This window comes from Terrabacter sp. NPDC000476, assembly GCF_040300125.1.
Lineage (GTDB): Bacteria > Actinomycetota > Actinomycetes > Actinomycetales > Dermatophilaceae > Terrabacter.
The window spans coordinates 147,038-161,884 of sequence record NZ_JBEPDF010000004.1 but is presented as its reverse complement, the minus strand read 5'-3'; the positions used below and the strand labels follow the sequence as shown (position 1 = coordinate 161,884).

Sequence of the window (14,847 nt, the reverse complement as noted above, 5' to 3'; positions counted from 1 at the left end):
CTATCGGCCGCAGGGCAGCGCGCCGAATCCGTGTCCGTGGGGACGTGATGAGCCCTAGGCTCCGGCCTATCCGCCGGCGCCTGCGGGCGGGCACCCGTTGTGAAGGGGCACCATGAAGAGAATCGCAGCACGCTCCTCGGCACTCATCGGCACGACCGTCGCCTTGCTGTTCGTCGGCAACTCGATGGCTCACGCCCAGACCGGCACCTGGTCGCTCAGCACGACGGGGGCATCGTCCTCCGGCAGCTGGTCGACCTCTGCACAGACCTACTCGTTCAGCGCTTCGGTGAAGGACACCAAGGCCGACGGTTCGTGCGCCTACATCACGTTCCGACCCAAGGTCCACTACGGCTACACGGGCACGTGGTTCGGAGTCGGCCTCTCCGGCTACGAGCTGCGCAAGGAAGTGTGCGGCAACGGCACGACCCTCTACACCTGGCCGTCCATCAACGTCCTCGACAAGATGTCGGCTCTGGACAAGACGGCCGGTGACAAGATCAAGATGAACATCAGGGTCTGCCGCAACGTCAACAACGCCGGCGACAACTGCAGCGAGATGGACACGCCCCCGATCGACTTCTGACCGGGCCACAACCGACTGCCGTCGGCCGCCGGTCCCGGACATCCCAGGACCGGCGGTCAGGCGGACGCCCGGTCGACGACCTCGTAGGGGTCGGTGAGCGGGTCGCCCGGCTCGGGCACCTCCTCGCCCGACTCGTCGGGCCCGCTCGCGTCGTCCGGCCCGGACGCCTCGGGCGCGTAGTCCGCGGAGGCGACGCCGTCCGCGTCGACACCCGCCGGGCGCGACGCGGACCCGCCCTCCGCGATGGCGCGGAGCGAGGCCTGCACCTCGGGGTCGGCCGTGCGGTCCTGACCCAGCGCCGCCGCCCGGCTCACGCGCTCGAAGGCCGAGCGCCCCCACGAGAGGTCGTGGCCGACGTGCTTGGCCTCGATCTCCGAGGACTGGCGAGGACCGCCGTCGGCGCCGACGAACTCCTTGTTCGCGACGGTGCCGGACACGACGACCGGTTGACCCTTGCGGAGCGACGCGGCGACGTTGCCGGCCAGGGCGTCGAAGGCGATGACGCTGTAGAAGCTCGTGTCGCCGTCGACGAACCTTCCGTCGGCGGTGCGCTTGTAGGGCGTCGTCGCGACCCGGAAGGTCGTGAAGTTGCTGCCGTTGCGGTCGCGCCGCACCGTCGGGTCGGTCACGACGTTGCCGTGCACGGTGATGCCGATCTCGTTCATCGAGCGCTCCTGGTGGTCACCGGCGGCCTCGTGCCGCCTGCTCCCACTCTCCCGGCGCCGCACCCGTCGCGGCAGGCCCTGTTCCCCGCCTGTGGACAGCGGCCCACCAGCCGGAGGGGGTGTGGACGACGCTCCCGCGCCCAGCCCGAGTCCGCGCCCGACTCCGCGCCCGAAGCCGAGCCTCGCCGACGAGCTCGGTCAGCGAGCTCGGGTCAACGGGCGGCGGCGGCCAGGTGCTCGCGCGTCGCGCGGTGCCGTGCCAGTACCTCGTCGACGGGGGCGAGGACGTGCGCGTCGGTGACGCCCGCGACCGACTCGTCGAGCCGCCGCGCGATGAGCGTCCGGCGCCGGCGCGCCCCCACCCGCGCCCACGCCCTCGACAGCACGCCGAGAAGGATGCCGAGGCCCACTCCCCCGACGAGCAGCACGAGCGGCACCGGCACGATGCCGAGCGTCGGGGTCTCCGGGCGCGCGAAGGCCAGCAGGCCACCCACCCAGAGCACGGCGTACCAGAGCAGCCCGACGACGGCGAGCACGCCGAGCAGCCACTGCAGGACGTTGACGACGAACCACCAGGCGGGGCGGCGCGCGCGCAGCGAGGTGCCGGCCACGGCGCGGTCGAGGGCGTCGCCGAGCGAGCCGTCCCCCTCGTCGACGGCGTCCTCGACGGCGTGCGACCAGCGCACCGGCAGGCCGGTCGACGCGTCGCGGACGAAGGTCCGCGTGGCGAGCTCGACGGCCGACACCGTGGAGGCCGTCGGCGTGGGGATCGACGAGCGGCCGAGCACCGCGCGCACCTCGGCGGCGTCGATGTCGACGGGGATCGACGGGCGCCCGCCGGTGCGGTCGAGGCGCAGCCGGCGCAGCGGGTCGGCGGCGAAGCCGGTGGTCCACCGGCCGAAGAGCCAGCCCGTGTGGGCGAACGCCTCACGGCGGTGGTCACGCTCGACGGCGTCGAGGACGATCGGCACGCCTGCCGCGCGACCGAGAGCGGCGTCGAGGCCGGTGCGCTCCAGCGCGCGCACGTCGGGCTCGGTCTCGGAGACGCCGGACCGCAGCCGCTCGGCGGCACCGACGACGTCGGACTTCAGCCGCTGACGCGAAGCAGCGTGCCCTGCAACGGCATTCGCGAGTCGCTGCTGGAGGTCGGGCACGCCGTCACCGGTGACGGTCGACGTGGTCAGCACGGCCGCCCCCGCGACCCCGTCGGCGACGAGCAGCTTCGTCAGATCGGTGCGCACCGACGCCAGTGCCTCGCGGCCGAGGCGGTCCGACTGGTTGAGCACCGCGAGCGTCATCGCGTCGTGGCGCGACATGAGACTGACGAACTCGTCGTGGAGGCGGGCGTCGGCATACTTCTGCGGGTCGGTCACCCAGACGAAGACGTCGACGAGCTCGAGCACCCGCTCGGCCTCGTGCCGGTGCTCGACGACGCGCGAGTCGAAGTCGGGCAGGTCGAGCAGCACGAGCCCGTCGAGCGAACCGGCCACCTGCCCGCGGCGCTGCCGCGCGTCGGCGCCGTCGGGTCGGCTCTCGTCGACGACGTGCCGGGTCGTCACGCCGAGCCAGTCGAGCAGCTCGGACGCGTCGGCGTCGCCCCAGACGGCCGCGCTGGGACGGGACGTCGTCGGCCGGCGTGCGCCGATCGTCGCGACCTCGGCGCCGACGAGCGCGTTGAAGAGCGAGGACTTGCCGCTGCCGGTGGCGCCGGCGAGCGCCACGACCGTGTGGTCACCGGCGAGGCCGCTGCGCTCGGCCGCCTTGGTGACGACGCGCCGCGCGCGGTCGACGGCGGCCGGGTCGAGCTCCCCCGCGCCGGAGCCGAGCGCGGCCTCGAGCTCCGCCGTGCGCGTGCCGAGCTCGGCGGCGGAGACGGTGCGCACCGTGGCGCTGCCCATGCGGATCGGGCTCATCGGGCGGCCTGCACGGCCTCGGCGGCGCGGACGAGCCGCTCGGTCTGCTGGGGGTCGGCCTGCACCGTCGTGACTGCTCCTTCGTAACGGGCGAGCTCGGCGGCGTAGAGCTCGTCGACCCGGGTCATCAGCTGCTCGCGGGCCTTCTTCGCGAGGTCGCGCACCGCCTGGTCGCCGAAGACGGCCTCGAGCAGCTTCTGCCCGACGACCGCGGTGCCGCCGGCGATGCCCACCTCGGCGCCGAGCAGCCCACCGGTGCTCGAGAACGCGACGAGCATGAGCACGACGCCGAGCCCGTTGACGCCGTAGGCCATGATCCGCGCGGTCGTGCGCCGGTCGCGGCCCTCGTCCCTCACCATCTGGAGGATGTCGCCCTGCCAGTCGCGCACGAGCCGCTGGATCCGCGTGTCGATGCGCGGGCCCGCGACGCCGAGCGCGGGCTGCGCCGTGAGCAGCTGGTCGCCGCCGGGCAGCAGCCGCCAGGCCCGGGCGATCTGGCCGGCCGCGAGCTCGGCGCGGTTGACGACGAGCGCCTCGACGCCGGTCTGGAGCGCCTCGCCGAGGTGCTCGGCGCGGGCCGGCTCCCCCTTGAGCAGCGCCGTGAAGCGGTCACGCACGCGCGAGACCGTCGACTCCACCTGACGGAAGAACTCGCCGGTCCCGACGAACTCCTGCCAGCGGGCGAGCACCTCGCCGCGCAGCAGCGTGCCGTCGACCATGCCTTCACGCACGTGCTCGGCCGCCTCGTCGTATGCCGTCGCCGCCGACTCGACGAGCGCGCGGGCCGCGGCGTCCTGGGCCTCGGTCGCCGCGGCGACGGCGCGCGTGCGTGCGTCCAGCGACGCGAGCGCGCCCTCGAGCGTCTGGCGTACGACGACGGCGCGCGCCTGCGCGTCACCGGCGAGCGCCCCGAGCCACGCCCGCAGCCGCTCGGACTGCTCGGCGGGCAGCAGCCCGTCGACGAGCTGCGACTCGAGCACGGTGAAGATCGGCGACCGGTCGAGCCCCTGCTCGCGCAGCATGCCCGCGAGGTGCGTGCGGATGTCGTCGGCGGCCTCGGCGGGCACGCGGTCGAGCACGACCGCGACGGCGGTGCCCCGCTCGGAGGCCCCGCGCAGCAGCTCCCACGGCACGGCGTCGGCGTAGCGGGCGGCGGTGGTCACGAAGATCCAGAGGTCGGCGGCCGCGAGCAGCTGCGTGGCGAGGTCGCGGTTGGCGGCGACGACGCTGTCGACGTCCGGCGCGTCGATGAGCGCGAGGCCGGGCGCGACGGCGTCGGTCGACACGAGCCGCACCGCGCCGGGGCCGTCGGAGGCCGAGTGCCGTCCGGTGATCCGGGCCAGGCCGGGCAGGATGCGTGGCCGGGAGAACCAGGCGGCGTCCGAGGGGTGGTGGATCAGGACCGGCGAGCGCGTCGTCGGCCGCAGCACGCCGGGCAGCGACACCTCGCGCCCGACGACGGAGTTGACGAGGGTCGACTTGCCGGCGCCCGTCGACCCGCCGACGACCGCGAGCAGCGGGGCGTCGAGGGCCGTGAGGCGCGGGAGCACGTAGTCGTCGAGCTGGTGGAGCAGCGCGGAACGCTCGAGGCGCGCGGCCTCGGCCCCGGCGAGCTCCAGCGGGAGGGTGGCGTCGGCGACGGCGGAGCGCAGCCCCTGGACCGTCGAGAGGAGCCGGTCGGTGCCGGCGCCGGAAATGTCTGCCACGGGCGCGATTCTTCCGTGTCGGGCGAACCGCGCCAAACCGACGAGCCCTGCGCCGGCAGACCGGTTCCGACTCGTGACCTGGGCGCCCCCGGCAGGACTCGAACCTGCGACCAAGAGATTAGAAGGCTCTTGCTCTATCCGCTGAGCTACAGGGGCCGGCGGGCCGGGCCGTCGGAGGGCCGGGCGCCGTGCCCATGATAGGCACCCGGCCGGGCCCGGCCCGCGTGGCCCGGCCTCAGGTGACGGGCGAGCCGATGAAGTCGCGGCGGTGGGCCGTGATGGCCTCGAGCAGCACGAGCTCCCGGGCGGCCGCGCCCTCCTCGGCGGTGCCGCGCACGATCCGCGACCGCAGCAGCGCCAGGTCGCTCGCGCTGTCCTGGAAGGCGTCCATCGACCGTCGCGCCGGGCGGCCTCCCGTGCGCCGCGCCCAAGCCCGCGCCGCCCGCCGCAGGCGCAGGTGGGAGAGCATCGTGACCTCGGCGTGCGTGAGCCAGCCTGCGTCGGCATACGGCGAGAGGTGACGGCCGATGAGGCGACCCTCGCGACGACGCAGCCACAGCAGGAAGCCGAGGAAGGCGAGGAAGAGCGGCACCTGGTAGGTCAGGTAGGCCTCGAAGAAGCCGTCCATGCCGGCGAGCGCCGAGAGGTTCCACAGCCCGTGCAGGAGCATGGCGCAGATCCAGCCGACGACGACGGCGAGCACCCGCGTGGCCGGGCGGCGAGCGGTCACGGCGATGCCGATCCCGATGCCGGTGAGCGAGGTGAAGAGCGGGTGGCCGAAGGGGCCCATCAGCCCGCGCACGAGGAAGGTCGCCGTCAGGCCCTCGCTGCCGTACTCGTTGTAGGCCTGGCCGAGGTAGAGGATGTTCTCGCTGAAGGCGAAGCCCGCGCCGATGAGGCCGGCGTAGACGATGCCGTCGACGATGCCGTCGAACTCGCGGCGCCGCAGCAGGAAGATGAGCAGGATGCCGAGGCCCTTGAGGGTCTCCTCGGTGACCGGCGCGAGGTAGACGGCGCCCGTCGCGAGCGGGTCGTTCCAGGCCGCCTCGACGAGCAGCTTGAGCCCGAACGTGTTGAGGAAGAAGGCGCCGACGACCGCGACGAGCGCGCCCCAGAGGAAGGCGAACACCTGGTAGCGCACCGGCTCCGCCTCGTAGCGGTCGAGCCAGAGGAAGGTCGGCACGATGACGAAGACCGGCACGATCGCCATGAGCGCGGCCACGACGATGGTCTGGGTCGTCAGGCGCTGGCCGAGGATGTCGAGCAGGACCAGCAGGCAGACGAGGAACCCGCTGGCGACGACCCCGGCCGTGATCACCGAGCGCAGGAGGGGGCGGCGCGTCGGGTTGGCGACCGGGCTCCACTGCGGTGCCGGGCTGCCCGGCGCACCGGCCGGCTGCATGGTCGTCGGGTCCCCTGAGCTCATGCAGGCAGGCTAGTGCAGCGGCCCTGCCGACCCCAGCCTCTATGGTGGAGCGGTGAGCGACACGAACCACCGAGCCATCGCCGACCGGATCATCTGGATCGACTGCGAGATGACCGGCCTCTCCCTGACGTCCGACGCCCTCGTGGAGGTGGCCGCGCTCGTCACCGACTTCGAGCTGAACCAGCTCGGGGAGGGCATCGACGTCGTCATCCGGCCGCCGGACGAGGCGCTCGAGCAGATGGACGACTTCGTCCGCGACATGCACACGAGCTCGGGCCTCATCACCGAGCTCGAGGCCGGCGTCACGCTCAAGGAGGCCGAGCACATCGTGCTCGACTACGTGCGCACCTTCGTCCCCGAGCCGCGCAAGGCGCCCCTCGGCGGCAACACCGTCGCGACCGACCGCGGCTTCCTCTCCCGCGACATGCCGGTGCTCGAGTCCTACCTGCACTACCGGATCATCGACGTCAGCTCGATCAAGGAGCTGTCGCGGCGCTGGTACCCGCGCGTCTACTTCAACGCCCCGAAGAAGTCGGGCGGGCACCGCGCCCTCGCCGACATCCGCGAGTCGATCGCCGAGCTGCGCTACTACCGCGAGGCCGTCTTCGTGCCCCAGCCCGGCCCCGACAGCGCGACGGCCAAGGCGCTCGCGAGCCCGCACGTCATCGAGCACTGACCCCCGGCACACGGCCGGGACCGTCCTCGCGGCCGAGCCCGTATGCCGTCCGGCGGGGTGGTCACGAGCACCTCACCGGAGCCTGTAGCATTGTCGACGCCGTGACACGGCGCCGAGCCCTCGGGCCCGGCTCGTGTTGTGCATGGTGGGTGTAGCTCAGCTGGTAGAGCACCTGGTTGTGGTCCAGGTGGCCGCGGGTTCAAGTCCCGTCACTCACCCCACGGTCCTGCTCGTCAGGACGGACACATGGCCCGGTGCCCCATCAGGGCGCCGGGCCATGCTGCATATCCGACGAGCCCTCCGGAGGCCCTGATGCCCGACGCACCGCTCGACACCCGGTTCTCCCCCTCGGCGGGCCAGACGCTCGGCGTGGAGTGGGAGGTCGGGCTCATCGACCCGGTCACCTTCGACCTCACCTCGCGGGCCGACGAGCTGCTCGGCCTCGCGAACGCGCCCGAGGACCACGGGCACGCGCGCCCGACGAAGTCGCGCTCGACCGTGACGCAGGAGCTGCTGCGCAACACGGTCGAGATCGTGACCGGCGTCTGCGTCAACGCGGAGGAGGCGGCCGCCGACCTCGGCGACGGACTCGCACGCGTGCAGGCCGCCGCCGACGAGCTCGGGGTGCTCCTCTACGGCGGCGGGGCGCACCCCTTCGCGCGCTGGGAGGACCAGCAGGTCACGGAGGGACCGCGGTACGCCACCCTCATCGACCGCACGCAGTGGTGGGGCCGGCAGATGGTGATCTTCGGCGTCCACGTGCACGTCGGGGTCACCTCCGCCGCGAAGGTCTGGCCGCTCGTCAACGCCCTGCTCACCTACCACCCGCACCTCACGGCGCTCTCGGCCTCCTCCCCCTACGGCTCGGGCGCCGACACCGGCTACGCGAGCAACCGCACGATGCTCTTCCAGCAGCTCCCGACGGCCGGCCTGCCGTTCCAGTTCGAGACGTGGCCGCAGTACCGCGAGTACCTCCACGACGTGCACACGACCGGGGTCATCAGCGACGCGAGCGAGCTGCGGTGGGACATCCGTCCGTCGCTGCGGCTCGGCACCATCGAGGTGCGCGCCTGCGACGGCTTCTCCCGCCCGCAGGACGTCACCGCCGTCGCCGCCCTCATCCACTGCCTCGTCGCCCACCTCGAGCGCCAGCTGGCCGAGGGCGTGCTCGCCCGGCCACTGCCGCCGTGGCACGTGCAGGAGAACAAGTGGCGCGCGGCCCGCTACGGCCTCGACGCGATCATCATCCGCGACGCCGACAACACCGAGCTGCAGGTCGTCGACGACATCCACGACCTGCTCGAGCAGCTGCAGCCGACGGCCCGGCGGCTGGGCTGCACGGCCGAGCTCGCCGGCATCGAGGACATCCTGCGCGACGGCGCGGGCTACCAGCGCATGCGGGCCGCGGTCGCCGCCGACGGCACCGGCGACCTGCGAGCGGCCGTGCGCGCCATGCTCATCCGCAACGACGCCTGAACCGCGCCCTGGCGCACTTCCAGCCGCGCACCGAGCCGTACGCCGGCCGCAACCGCGCCCTGGCGCACTTCCAGCCGCGCACACCGAGCCGTATGCCGCCCGCAACCGCGCCCTGGCGCACTTCCAGCCGCGTTCTCCCCCGGAGGCTAGGGGGACGTGGGGGCGGCGCTGCGGCTCGCCGACGCGACGAGGGAGTCGTAGGCGTCACCGTCGACGGGCGACGAGGTCAGCGCACCGTCCGGCAGGGGGACCTCCGCCGGGCGCCCCTGCCTGACGAACTGCACGTCGTCGATGCCGCCGAGCGAGGTCAGGGTCAGCACCACCTGGCCGACGGCGAGCGGCAGCCGGCTGGCGTTGAGCTCGCGCTCGCCGGGGTCGAGCTCGACGACCGCGGTGCGCCCGGCCACGCGCTCGAGCCGCAGCACGAACCCGGACCCCAGCGCCGTCGCGAGTCCCGCGGCGCGCTGCTGGGCGTCGGGGCCCTGCGCGAGGCGGTCGAGCAGAGCTGCCACGACCGGTACGAGGCCGTCACGCGACAGCGGCGCGGCCACGGGTGTGAGCAGCTCGTCGGTCGTCAGCAGGTAGACCCTGGGGATCGTCGTGACGGTGCCGCGCACCGACGTCGACGGGCCGGACGGCGCGGGGTCGACGAGCCGGTAGGGCACGTCGGTCGGGTCGACGACCTGCGCCGGGGTCGACCGAGGCAGACCGCAACCGGCCACCAGCAGCACGCCCAGGGCCCCGAGCAGAGCGAGCGCCCGCGACCTCATGCCTCCACCTCCGCGTCTCCGGCCGGGCGAAGGGGCAGCCGCACGACGAAGCGTCCTCCCCCGCCGGGCGCCTCGGTGCACCAGACCGCGCCGCCGTGCGCGCGCAGGGTCTCGGCGACGAGGCTGAGGCCGAGGCCCGTGCCGGGCCGCGATCCCCGGGACCCGGCACGGGCGAAGCGTTCGAAGATCCGCTCGCGGTCGGCGGGTGCCACCCCGTCGCCATCGTCGTCGACGAGGACGACGGCCTGGTCGCCGCTCCGACGCACCGTGACGGCCGTCAGACCGCCGGCGTGCGTCTCGGCGTTGCCGAAGAGGTTGAGCAGCGCGCGGTGGAGCTGACCCCGGTCGACGAGCACCGGCAGCGCGGGCGCGGTGCCGGCGCCGGCGCCGGACGGCGACGAACCGTCGTCGAGCACCTCGACCGGGCGCCTGCTGTCGCGCAGGGCGTGCCGGACGAGCTCGGTGAGGTCGGTCGGCGTGAGGTCCCGGGTGACGACGCCGGCGTCGAGGCGGCCGAGCTCGAGCAGGTCCTCGAGCGACCGGTGGAGGCGGTCGAGCTCGACGGCGACGAGGTCGAGCGCCTGCTGCGACCGGGGACCCAGCTCCTCGCGCCGTCGCGAGAGCACGTCGACGCTGGCCTTGAGCGTCGTCAGCGGTGAGCGCAGCTCGTGCGAGAGGTCGGCCGCGAACCGGGCGTCGCGCTCGATGCGCTCCTGGAGCGTCTCGACCATGCTGTTGAACGAGCCGACGATGACCGCCAGGTCGGGGTCGTCGGTGGCCGGCAGCCGGGTGCCGAGCTCGCCGACGGCGATCCGGGCGGCGGCGCCCGCGATCGAGTCGAGCGGCGCGACGAGGCGCCGCGACGCGGCACGGCCCACGAGGGCCCCGCTCAGGGTCGTGACGACGGCGAAGCTCGCCAGGACGTTGGTCAGGGTCGACAGGGTGGCGGCGAGCTCCGTCGTCGAGGTGACCTCGAAGAACCGGGCCCGCACCGCGGGCAGGGGCACCCCGACGACGATGCCGGGGCCGCTCGACGTGCTTGTCCACGCGAGCGTGACCGCGCCGGCCGTGGCCGCGTCGGCGACGTCCGGCGGCACGCTCGCCGAGCCCTCGCGCAGCGACGAGGAGAACCAGCGTCCGTTCCGGTGGAGCACGACGTCGGAACCCGCGGGCGGCGAGATCGACCCGATGACGTCGCTCGTGCGCGCGCCCCTCGTCAGCAGGCCGTCACGGATGACGGACGCGTCGACGAAGGCCTGGCGCAGGGCGACCCGCTCGCGCTGGTCGACGAGGTAGTGCCGGGCCGCGACGTAGGTGCCGACCGAGAGCAGCACCGAGAGGGCGAGCGCGCCCGCGGCGAACGAGACCGTCACCGTGGCCCGCAGCCCCAGCCCGGGCGGGCGCCATCCCACGCGTCGCACCCTGCCGGCGAGCACCCGCCCCGGCCCGGCCCGGCGCCGCGCGCCGCTGCCCCGCTCGGCCACCGCGTCCTCCGCCACCGCGTCGTCCGTCACGCCGTCGTCCGTCACCGCGTCACCTGCCCGTCCGCCCACGCGCCTCAGCGCGGGTCGAGCCGGTAACCGAGACCCCGCACGGTGACGAGCAGCTCGGGGCGGGCGGCATCCGGCTCGATCTTGGTGCGGAGGCGGTGCACGTGCACGTCGACGATGCGCTCGTCACCGAAGTAGCCCCGGTCCCAGACCGTCTCGAGCAGCTGGCGGCGGCTCAGCACGCGTCCCGCGGCCGTCACGAGCTCGCCGAGCAGGCGGAACTCGGTCACCGTGAGGTGGACGTCCGCCCCACCGCGCCGGAGCACGCCGGCATCCCGGTCGAGCACGAGCGGACCACCCGTGCGATCGACGACGACGACCCCGGCGCTGCTGCCGGCGGGTTCGCTCGGCGCCACGGGCGGGCGGCGGCGCAGGGCCCGCAGCCGCGCGCTGACCTCCTTGACCTCGAAGGGCTTGGTCACGTAGTCGTCCGCCCCGGCCTCGAGGGCCGCCACGATGTCGTGGGTGTCGGCCCGCGCGCTGAGCACGATGATCGGCGCCGAGCTCGTCGGGCGCACCGACCGGATGAACGAGAAACCGTCCATCCCGCCGAGCATGAGGTCGACGAGCATGAGGTCCGGCGCCTCGTCGCGCACCGCCTGCAGCGCGCCCTCGGCGTCCGCGCGGTCGACGACGTCGTAGCCCTCGTCCTCCATCGACATCCGGAGCGCGGTCCGGATGCCGTCGTCGTCCTCGAGCACGAGCAGGCGGGGTGGCATGCCCTCATGCTGCCAGCCGGGCCGGTCGCGGCCCGTCCGGGCGTGGTCGGCCCCCGGGAGTTGTCACACAACTGCAAAGAACCCGACCGACCGCCGAGACGCCCCCCTGCCAGCGTTGGGAGCACGACGAGACCGAGCACCAGACCCTCGGGGAGGACCGATGACGGTGGAGATGACCCTGGCGCCCGCGGGGCACGCGGTGGAGGTGTGCCTTGACGACGAGACCCTGCTCCGCGACCTCCGGGAGCTGCGTGGCCAGGTGGCCCGACTGCTCATGAGCGGCCACGGCTCGGTCTGTGTCGACCTCTCGGGCGTGGCCCGGCTCTCCTCGGCCACGGTGGCCGTGCTCCTCTGGGTCAAGCGGGGCTGCCTGCGACACGGCATCGAGGTCCGCGTCACCAACCCGAGCTCGCGCAACCTCGACGTGCTCCGCCGGTGCGGGATGCTCGAGGTGCGGGGCCCGTCGACGGGAGGCCGGCGGTGAGCACCGTCGCCGCCCGACCGCGCGGGCTCGCCCGGCGCCACCTCGTCACCGGCCCCGACGCCGTCACCTGGGAGGTGACGATGCTGCAGCAGGCGGGGGCGCAGGCCGTCACCGGGCGCGTGGACGGCCGGCTCGTCGTGACCGTCGGCGACGACACCGGGGGCCTCGATGACACGGACCTCGACGCCGGCGCCGTGACGCGGGTGCCGTGTCGCACCGACGTGGCGTGCCTGGACGACGGAGAGGTCGTCGTGCGCTCGTGGGCAGCGCCCCCGGCCCTGCTCGTCACGCCGGACGACGTGCACCTCGTGCCCGAGACCCCCGGCCCACCCGGTTCGGCCCGGATCGCCTGCGGCGAGCGCCTGCTCGTGCTCTCCGCCGAGGCCTACGAGACGCTGCCCGCCTCGCTCGTGACGCTCCTGCGCTCGCTGCCGTCACGACTGCTCCACACCGACCCGGCGGTCGTGCTCGAGACGCTCTTCGCGGAGATCCCGGTGGGCAGCGGCGCCCTCCTCGAGCGCCGTGCCCTGAGGTCGCTGCGCTAGCGGGCTCCCGCTCGCACCGCCCACCCGAAGTCCTCCGGGTGCGCACCCGCGGGCGTGCACCGACCGGCGTACCGCAGAATGGGGCCATGCTCATGGGGAACAAGAAGGCCCAGCGGATCACGGTCGGCGTCATCATCGGCGTCATCGTCGTGAGCCTCGCGCTCTCGCTCATCTCGACCGCCTCGGCGACGCCGTAGCCCGGTCGGGCGCCCGTCGAATCCGCCCGGAGCGACAGGTCGCCCGTCCGAGGCCGGCCGATTTTGTCCCGGCCCGGGACGGCTGCTAACGTTTCCCCTCGTTGCGCCGCTAGCTCAATTGGCAGAGCAAGTGACTCTTAATCACTGGGTTCGGGGTTCGAGTCCCTGGCGGCGCACTTTGGAAGGCCCCCGTTCGGAGAGATCCGGGCGGGGGCCTTCCGCATGCTCTCGTATGCCGTGTCGCCGTGTCCCCGTGTATCCCCTCTGTATCACCGTGACAGCGGGCGTCCTCCCTAGCACCATGGGAGGACACCTGGGTGCGGGTGGGCGCCCGGGCCGCGCGAAGGAGATGCCATGACGCACGACACCGGCGGGCCGGACCCGTGGACGGCCCACAGCGAGCACGAGGGACAGGGCCGAGGCCTCGACGTCGAGGTGGTCGTCGAGCCGGACCTGCCCGCCGACGGTCCGGGCGGCGACGACCGCGGCATCGAGATCCGCGGGCCGGGCCAGAGCGTGCCGCTCGCACGACGGTTCACGACCTTCGACGTCGACATGTGCACGCGGTTCGTCTGGAACTGCCTCGCGGCCCCGCGCCACTTCGGCCTGCACCACGCCATCGAGGCCTGGGACCGCGCCACGCGTCGGCACCCGGACCAGGACCCGCCCGCCGGTGCCCCCGTCTACTGGGGTGGTGGCCGGTTCGGCCACATCGCCCTCTCGGTCGGCGGCGGCGCCGTCCGGTCGACCGACTGGTCGCACGACGGCGTCGTCGGCGAGGTCTCGATCGCCCGGCTGACCGACGCGTGGAAGAAGCCCTACCGCGGGTGGTCGTCGGACTTCGCGGGCGTGCCGATCCCCGGTCTCGGGGGCGCCGGCCCGAGCGGGGGCGGGGGCGGGGGCGCGGTCACCCTGACGGCCGCACCGCCCGTCGACGACGAGGCGATCCGTCCCGGCAGGCGCAACGCGGCGGTGCGCCGGTTCAACAAGGCCCTCTGGGACTCGATGCCGGCCTCCTACCGGGCCGAGCACCGCGCCGCGTGGATGGGCGAGGCCGCCGACCTCTACGGTCCGGTGTCGCAGCAGGTCTGCTTCGACCGCTACGCGCTGCTCAACCGGCAGGACCCGAAGCGGTGGCCGCTGCCGACGAAGCCCGTGTGGCCGGGCCCCGGCCTGCTGCGCCACCTCGGCCTCCGGCCGGACTGACGCCGATACGGTCAGCGGCGACGCCGGAGCAGCCCCACGGCCACGACGACGACGACGGCCGCGGCGACGACGGCACCGATGCGCTCGACGCGCAGCTCGCCCGACTCGGTGTGGGTGGCCGCGTCGAGGCGCAACCTCAGCCCCTGCAGCTGCCGCTGCGCGATGACCTGCGGCTGAGCGCGGTACGCCAGCTCGTTGACCGTGCCCTCGAGGCGGGTGCGGGCGGTCCGGATGTCCTGCTCGATCCGTGCGGTGTCGCTCATGTGGCTTCCTTTCGCGGTGGTGCGACTCTAGTCGGCGAGGCCGAGGTCGCGACGGAGCTTGGCCACGTGGCCGGTCGCCTTGACGTTGTAGAAGGCGTGGCTGACCGTGCCCTCCTCGTCGACGACGAAGGTCGACCGGATGACGCCCTCGACGGTCTTGCCGTAGAGCTTCTTCTCGCCCCACGCGCCGTAGGCGCGGTGCACCGACAGGTCCTGGTCGCTGAGGAGCGGGAGGGTGAGGTGGTCGCGCTCGCGGAACGTGGCGAGCTTCGTGGGCGTGTCCTTGGAGATGCCGACGACTTCGTAGCCGTCCTTCTTGAGCGAGTCGAGCGACTCGCTGAAGTCGCAGGCCTGCTTGGTGCAGCCCGGCGTCATCGCCGCCGGGTAGAAGTAGACGATGACCTTGCGCCCCGCGAAGTCCTCGAGGGAGACGGTCTGCCCCGAGTCGTCGGTGAGGCGGAAGCCGGGGGCCTGCTGGCCCGGCTCGAGTCGAGCGGTCACGGTCTGCTCCTTCGTTCGCGTGTCGGCGAGCCCGTACCCGTTCGGGTCGTTCGGGGTCGCCGCGATGGGTCTCTCGTGCGGACGGCGGGACTCGAACCCGCACACCTGAGGCACAGGAACCTAAATCCTGCGTGTCTACCAGTTCCACCACGTCCGCTCGCGGGTGC

15 protein-coding genes and 4 tRNA genes are annotated in these 14,847 nt (G+C 73.6%); 8 read left to right on the top strand and 11 right to left on the bottom strand.

The window, feature by feature from the left end:
• Positions 1-112: 112 nt before the first annotated feature.
• Positions 113-583 (top strand): hypothetical protein, encoded by a 471-nt coding sequence (locus ABT295_RS19645; protein WP_352396095.1) that lies wholly within the window; start codon positions 113-115, stop codon positions 581-583.
• A 56-nt stretch (positions 584-639) separates the two neighbouring features.
• On the opposite strand, the gene ABT295_RS19640 is transcribed toward ABT295_RS19645, so the two are convergent.
• The 5 genes from ABT295_RS19640 to ABT295_RS19620 all read right to left on the bottom strand — a co-directional run bounded on the left by ABT295_RS19640 (position 640) and on the right by ABT295_RS19620 (position 6,293).
• Entirely contained in the window at positions 640-1,248 is a 609-nt protein-coding gene (locus ABT295_RS19640; RefSeq protein WP_352396094.1) for a single-stranded DNA-binding protein, read from the bottom strand.
• Positions 1,249-1,460: 212 nt separating this feature from the next.
• Positions 1,461-3,161, bottom strand: coding sequence for a GTPase (locus ABT295_RS19635; RefSeq protein WP_352396093.1), 1,701 nt, complete (start codon positions 3,159-3,161; stop codon positions 1,461-1,463).
• Positions 3,158-4,867 carry a dynamin family protein gene (locus ABT295_RS19630; RefSeq protein ID WP_352396092.1) on the bottom strand — a complete coding sequence of 570 codons (1,710 nt, stop codon included), beginning with the start codon at positions 4,865-4,867 and terminating at the stop codon, positions 3,158-3,160. Before ABT295_RS19630 ends, ABT295_RS19635 begins: the two co-directional genes overlap by 4 nt.
• Before the next feature lie 83 nt (positions 4,868-4,950).
• Positions 4,951-5,023: transfer RNA gene (locus tag ABT295_RS19625), tRNA-Arg, on the bottom strand.
• A gap of 79 nt (positions 5,024-5,102) precedes the next feature.
• On the bottom strand, positions 5,103-6,293 hold the full coding sequence (locus ABT295_RS19620; protein WP_352396091.1) for a PrsW family intramembrane metalloprotease: 1,191 nt from the start codon (positions 6,291-6,293) through the stop codon (positions 5,103-5,105).
• A 52-nt stretch (positions 6,294-6,345) separates the two neighbouring features.
• Between ABT295_RS19620 and orn the strand changes: the two genes are divergently transcribed.
• The 3 genes from orn to ABT295_RS19605 all read left to right on the top strand — a co-directional run bounded on the left by orn (position 6,346) and on the right by ABT295_RS19605 (position 8,445).
• On the top strand, positions 6,346-6,969 hold the full coding sequence (gene orn / locus ABT295_RS19615; RefSeq protein WP_502991224.1) for an oligoribonuclease: 624 nt from the start codon (positions 6,346-6,348) through the stop codon (positions 6,967-6,969).
• 145 nt (positions 6,970-7,114) lie between these two features.
• Positions 7,115-7,190: transfer RNA gene (locus tag ABT295_RS19610), tRNA-His, on the top strand.
• Positions 7,191-7,281: 91 nt separating this feature from the next.
• The gene (locus ABT295_RS19605) at positions 7,282-8,445 is read left to right on the top strand and encodes a glutamate--cysteine ligase (RefSeq protein WP_352396090.1); all 1,164 of its coding nucleotides are present in this window, start codon (positions 7,282-7,284) and stop codon (positions 8,443-8,445) included.
• Between the two features lie 146 nt (positions 8,446-8,591).
• Here ABT295_RS19605 and ABT295_RS19600 read toward each other — a convergent pair whose 3' ends face one another.
• Genes ABT295_RS19600 through ABT295_RS19590 form a run of 3 tightly spaced genes read right to left on the bottom strand, consistent with a single transcriptional unit; the run spans position 8,592 to position 11,484 of the window.
• On the bottom strand, positions 8,592-9,215 hold the full coding sequence (locus ABT295_RS19600) for a GerMN domain-containing protein (protein ID WP_352396089.1): 624 nt from the start codon (positions 9,213-9,215) through the stop codon (positions 8,592-8,594).
• Entirely contained in the window at positions 9,212-10,744 is a 1,533-nt protein-coding gene (locus ABT295_RS19595) for a sensor histidine kinase (RefSeq protein ID WP_352396088.1), read from the bottom strand. The genes ABT295_RS19600 and ABT295_RS19595 overlap by 4 nt, the downstream gene beginning before the upstream one ends.
• 29 nt (positions 10,745-10,773) lie before the next feature.
• Positions 10,774-11,484, bottom strand: a complete 711-nt coding sequence (locus tag ABT295_RS19590) for a winged helix-turn-helix domain-containing protein (RefSeq protein ID WP_352396087.1) — start codon at positions 11,482-11,484, stop codon at positions 10,774-10,776.
• A gap of 160 nt (positions 11,485-11,644) precedes the next feature.
• On the opposite strand from ABT295_RS19590, the gene ABT295_RS19585 reads away from it, so the two are divergent.
• The 4 genes from ABT295_RS19585 to ABT295_RS19570 all read left to right on the top strand — a co-directional run bounded on the left by ABT295_RS19585 (position 11,645) and on the right by ABT295_RS19570 (position 13,916).
• Positions 11,645-11,968 carry an STAS domain-containing protein gene (locus ABT295_RS19585; RefSeq protein ID WP_352396086.1) on the top strand — a complete coding sequence of 108 codons (324 nt, stop codon included), beginning with the start codon at positions 11,645-11,647 and terminating at the stop codon, positions 11,966-11,968.
• Entirely contained in the window at positions 11,965-12,513 is a 549-nt protein-coding gene (locus tag ABT295_RS19580; protein ID WP_352396085.1) for a hypothetical protein, read from the top strand. Before ABT295_RS19585 ends, ABT295_RS19580 begins: the two co-directional genes overlap by 4 nt.
• Positions 12,514-12,813: 300 nt before the next feature.
• Positions 12,814-12,886: transfer RNA gene (locus ABT295_RS19575), tRNA-Lys, on the top strand.
• A gap of 178 nt (positions 12,887-13,064) precedes the next feature.
• The gene (locus ABT295_RS19570) at positions 13,065-13,916 is read left to right on the top strand and encodes a hypothetical protein (RefSeq protein ID WP_352396084.1); all 852 of its coding nucleotides are present in this window, start codon (positions 13,065-13,067) and stop codon (positions 13,914-13,916) included.
• 11 nt (positions 13,917-13,927) lie between these two features.
• Here ABT295_RS19570 and ABT295_RS19565 read toward each other — a convergent pair whose 3' ends face one another.
• The 3 genes from ABT295_RS19565 to ABT295_RS19555 all read right to left on the bottom strand — a co-directional run bounded on the left by ABT295_RS19565 (position 13,928) and on the right by ABT295_RS19555 (position 14,837).
• Positions 13,928-14,179, bottom strand: a complete 252-nt coding sequence (locus ABT295_RS19565; RefSeq protein ID WP_352396083.1) for a DUF3618 domain-containing protein — start codon at positions 14,177-14,179, stop codon at positions 13,928-13,930.
• A 27-nt stretch (positions 14,180-14,206) separates the two neighbouring features.
• Positions 14,207-14,680 (bottom strand): thioredoxin-dependent thiol peroxidase, encoded by a 474-nt coding sequence (bcp, locus tag ABT295_RS19560; protein ID WP_352396082.1) that lies wholly within the window; start codon positions 14,678-14,680, stop codon positions 14,207-14,209.
• Positions 14,681-14,756: 76 nt separating this feature from the next.
• Positions 14,757-14,837 (bottom strand) — tRNA-Leu (locus ABT295_RS19555).
• Positions 14,838-14,847: the final 10 nt, after the last annotated feature.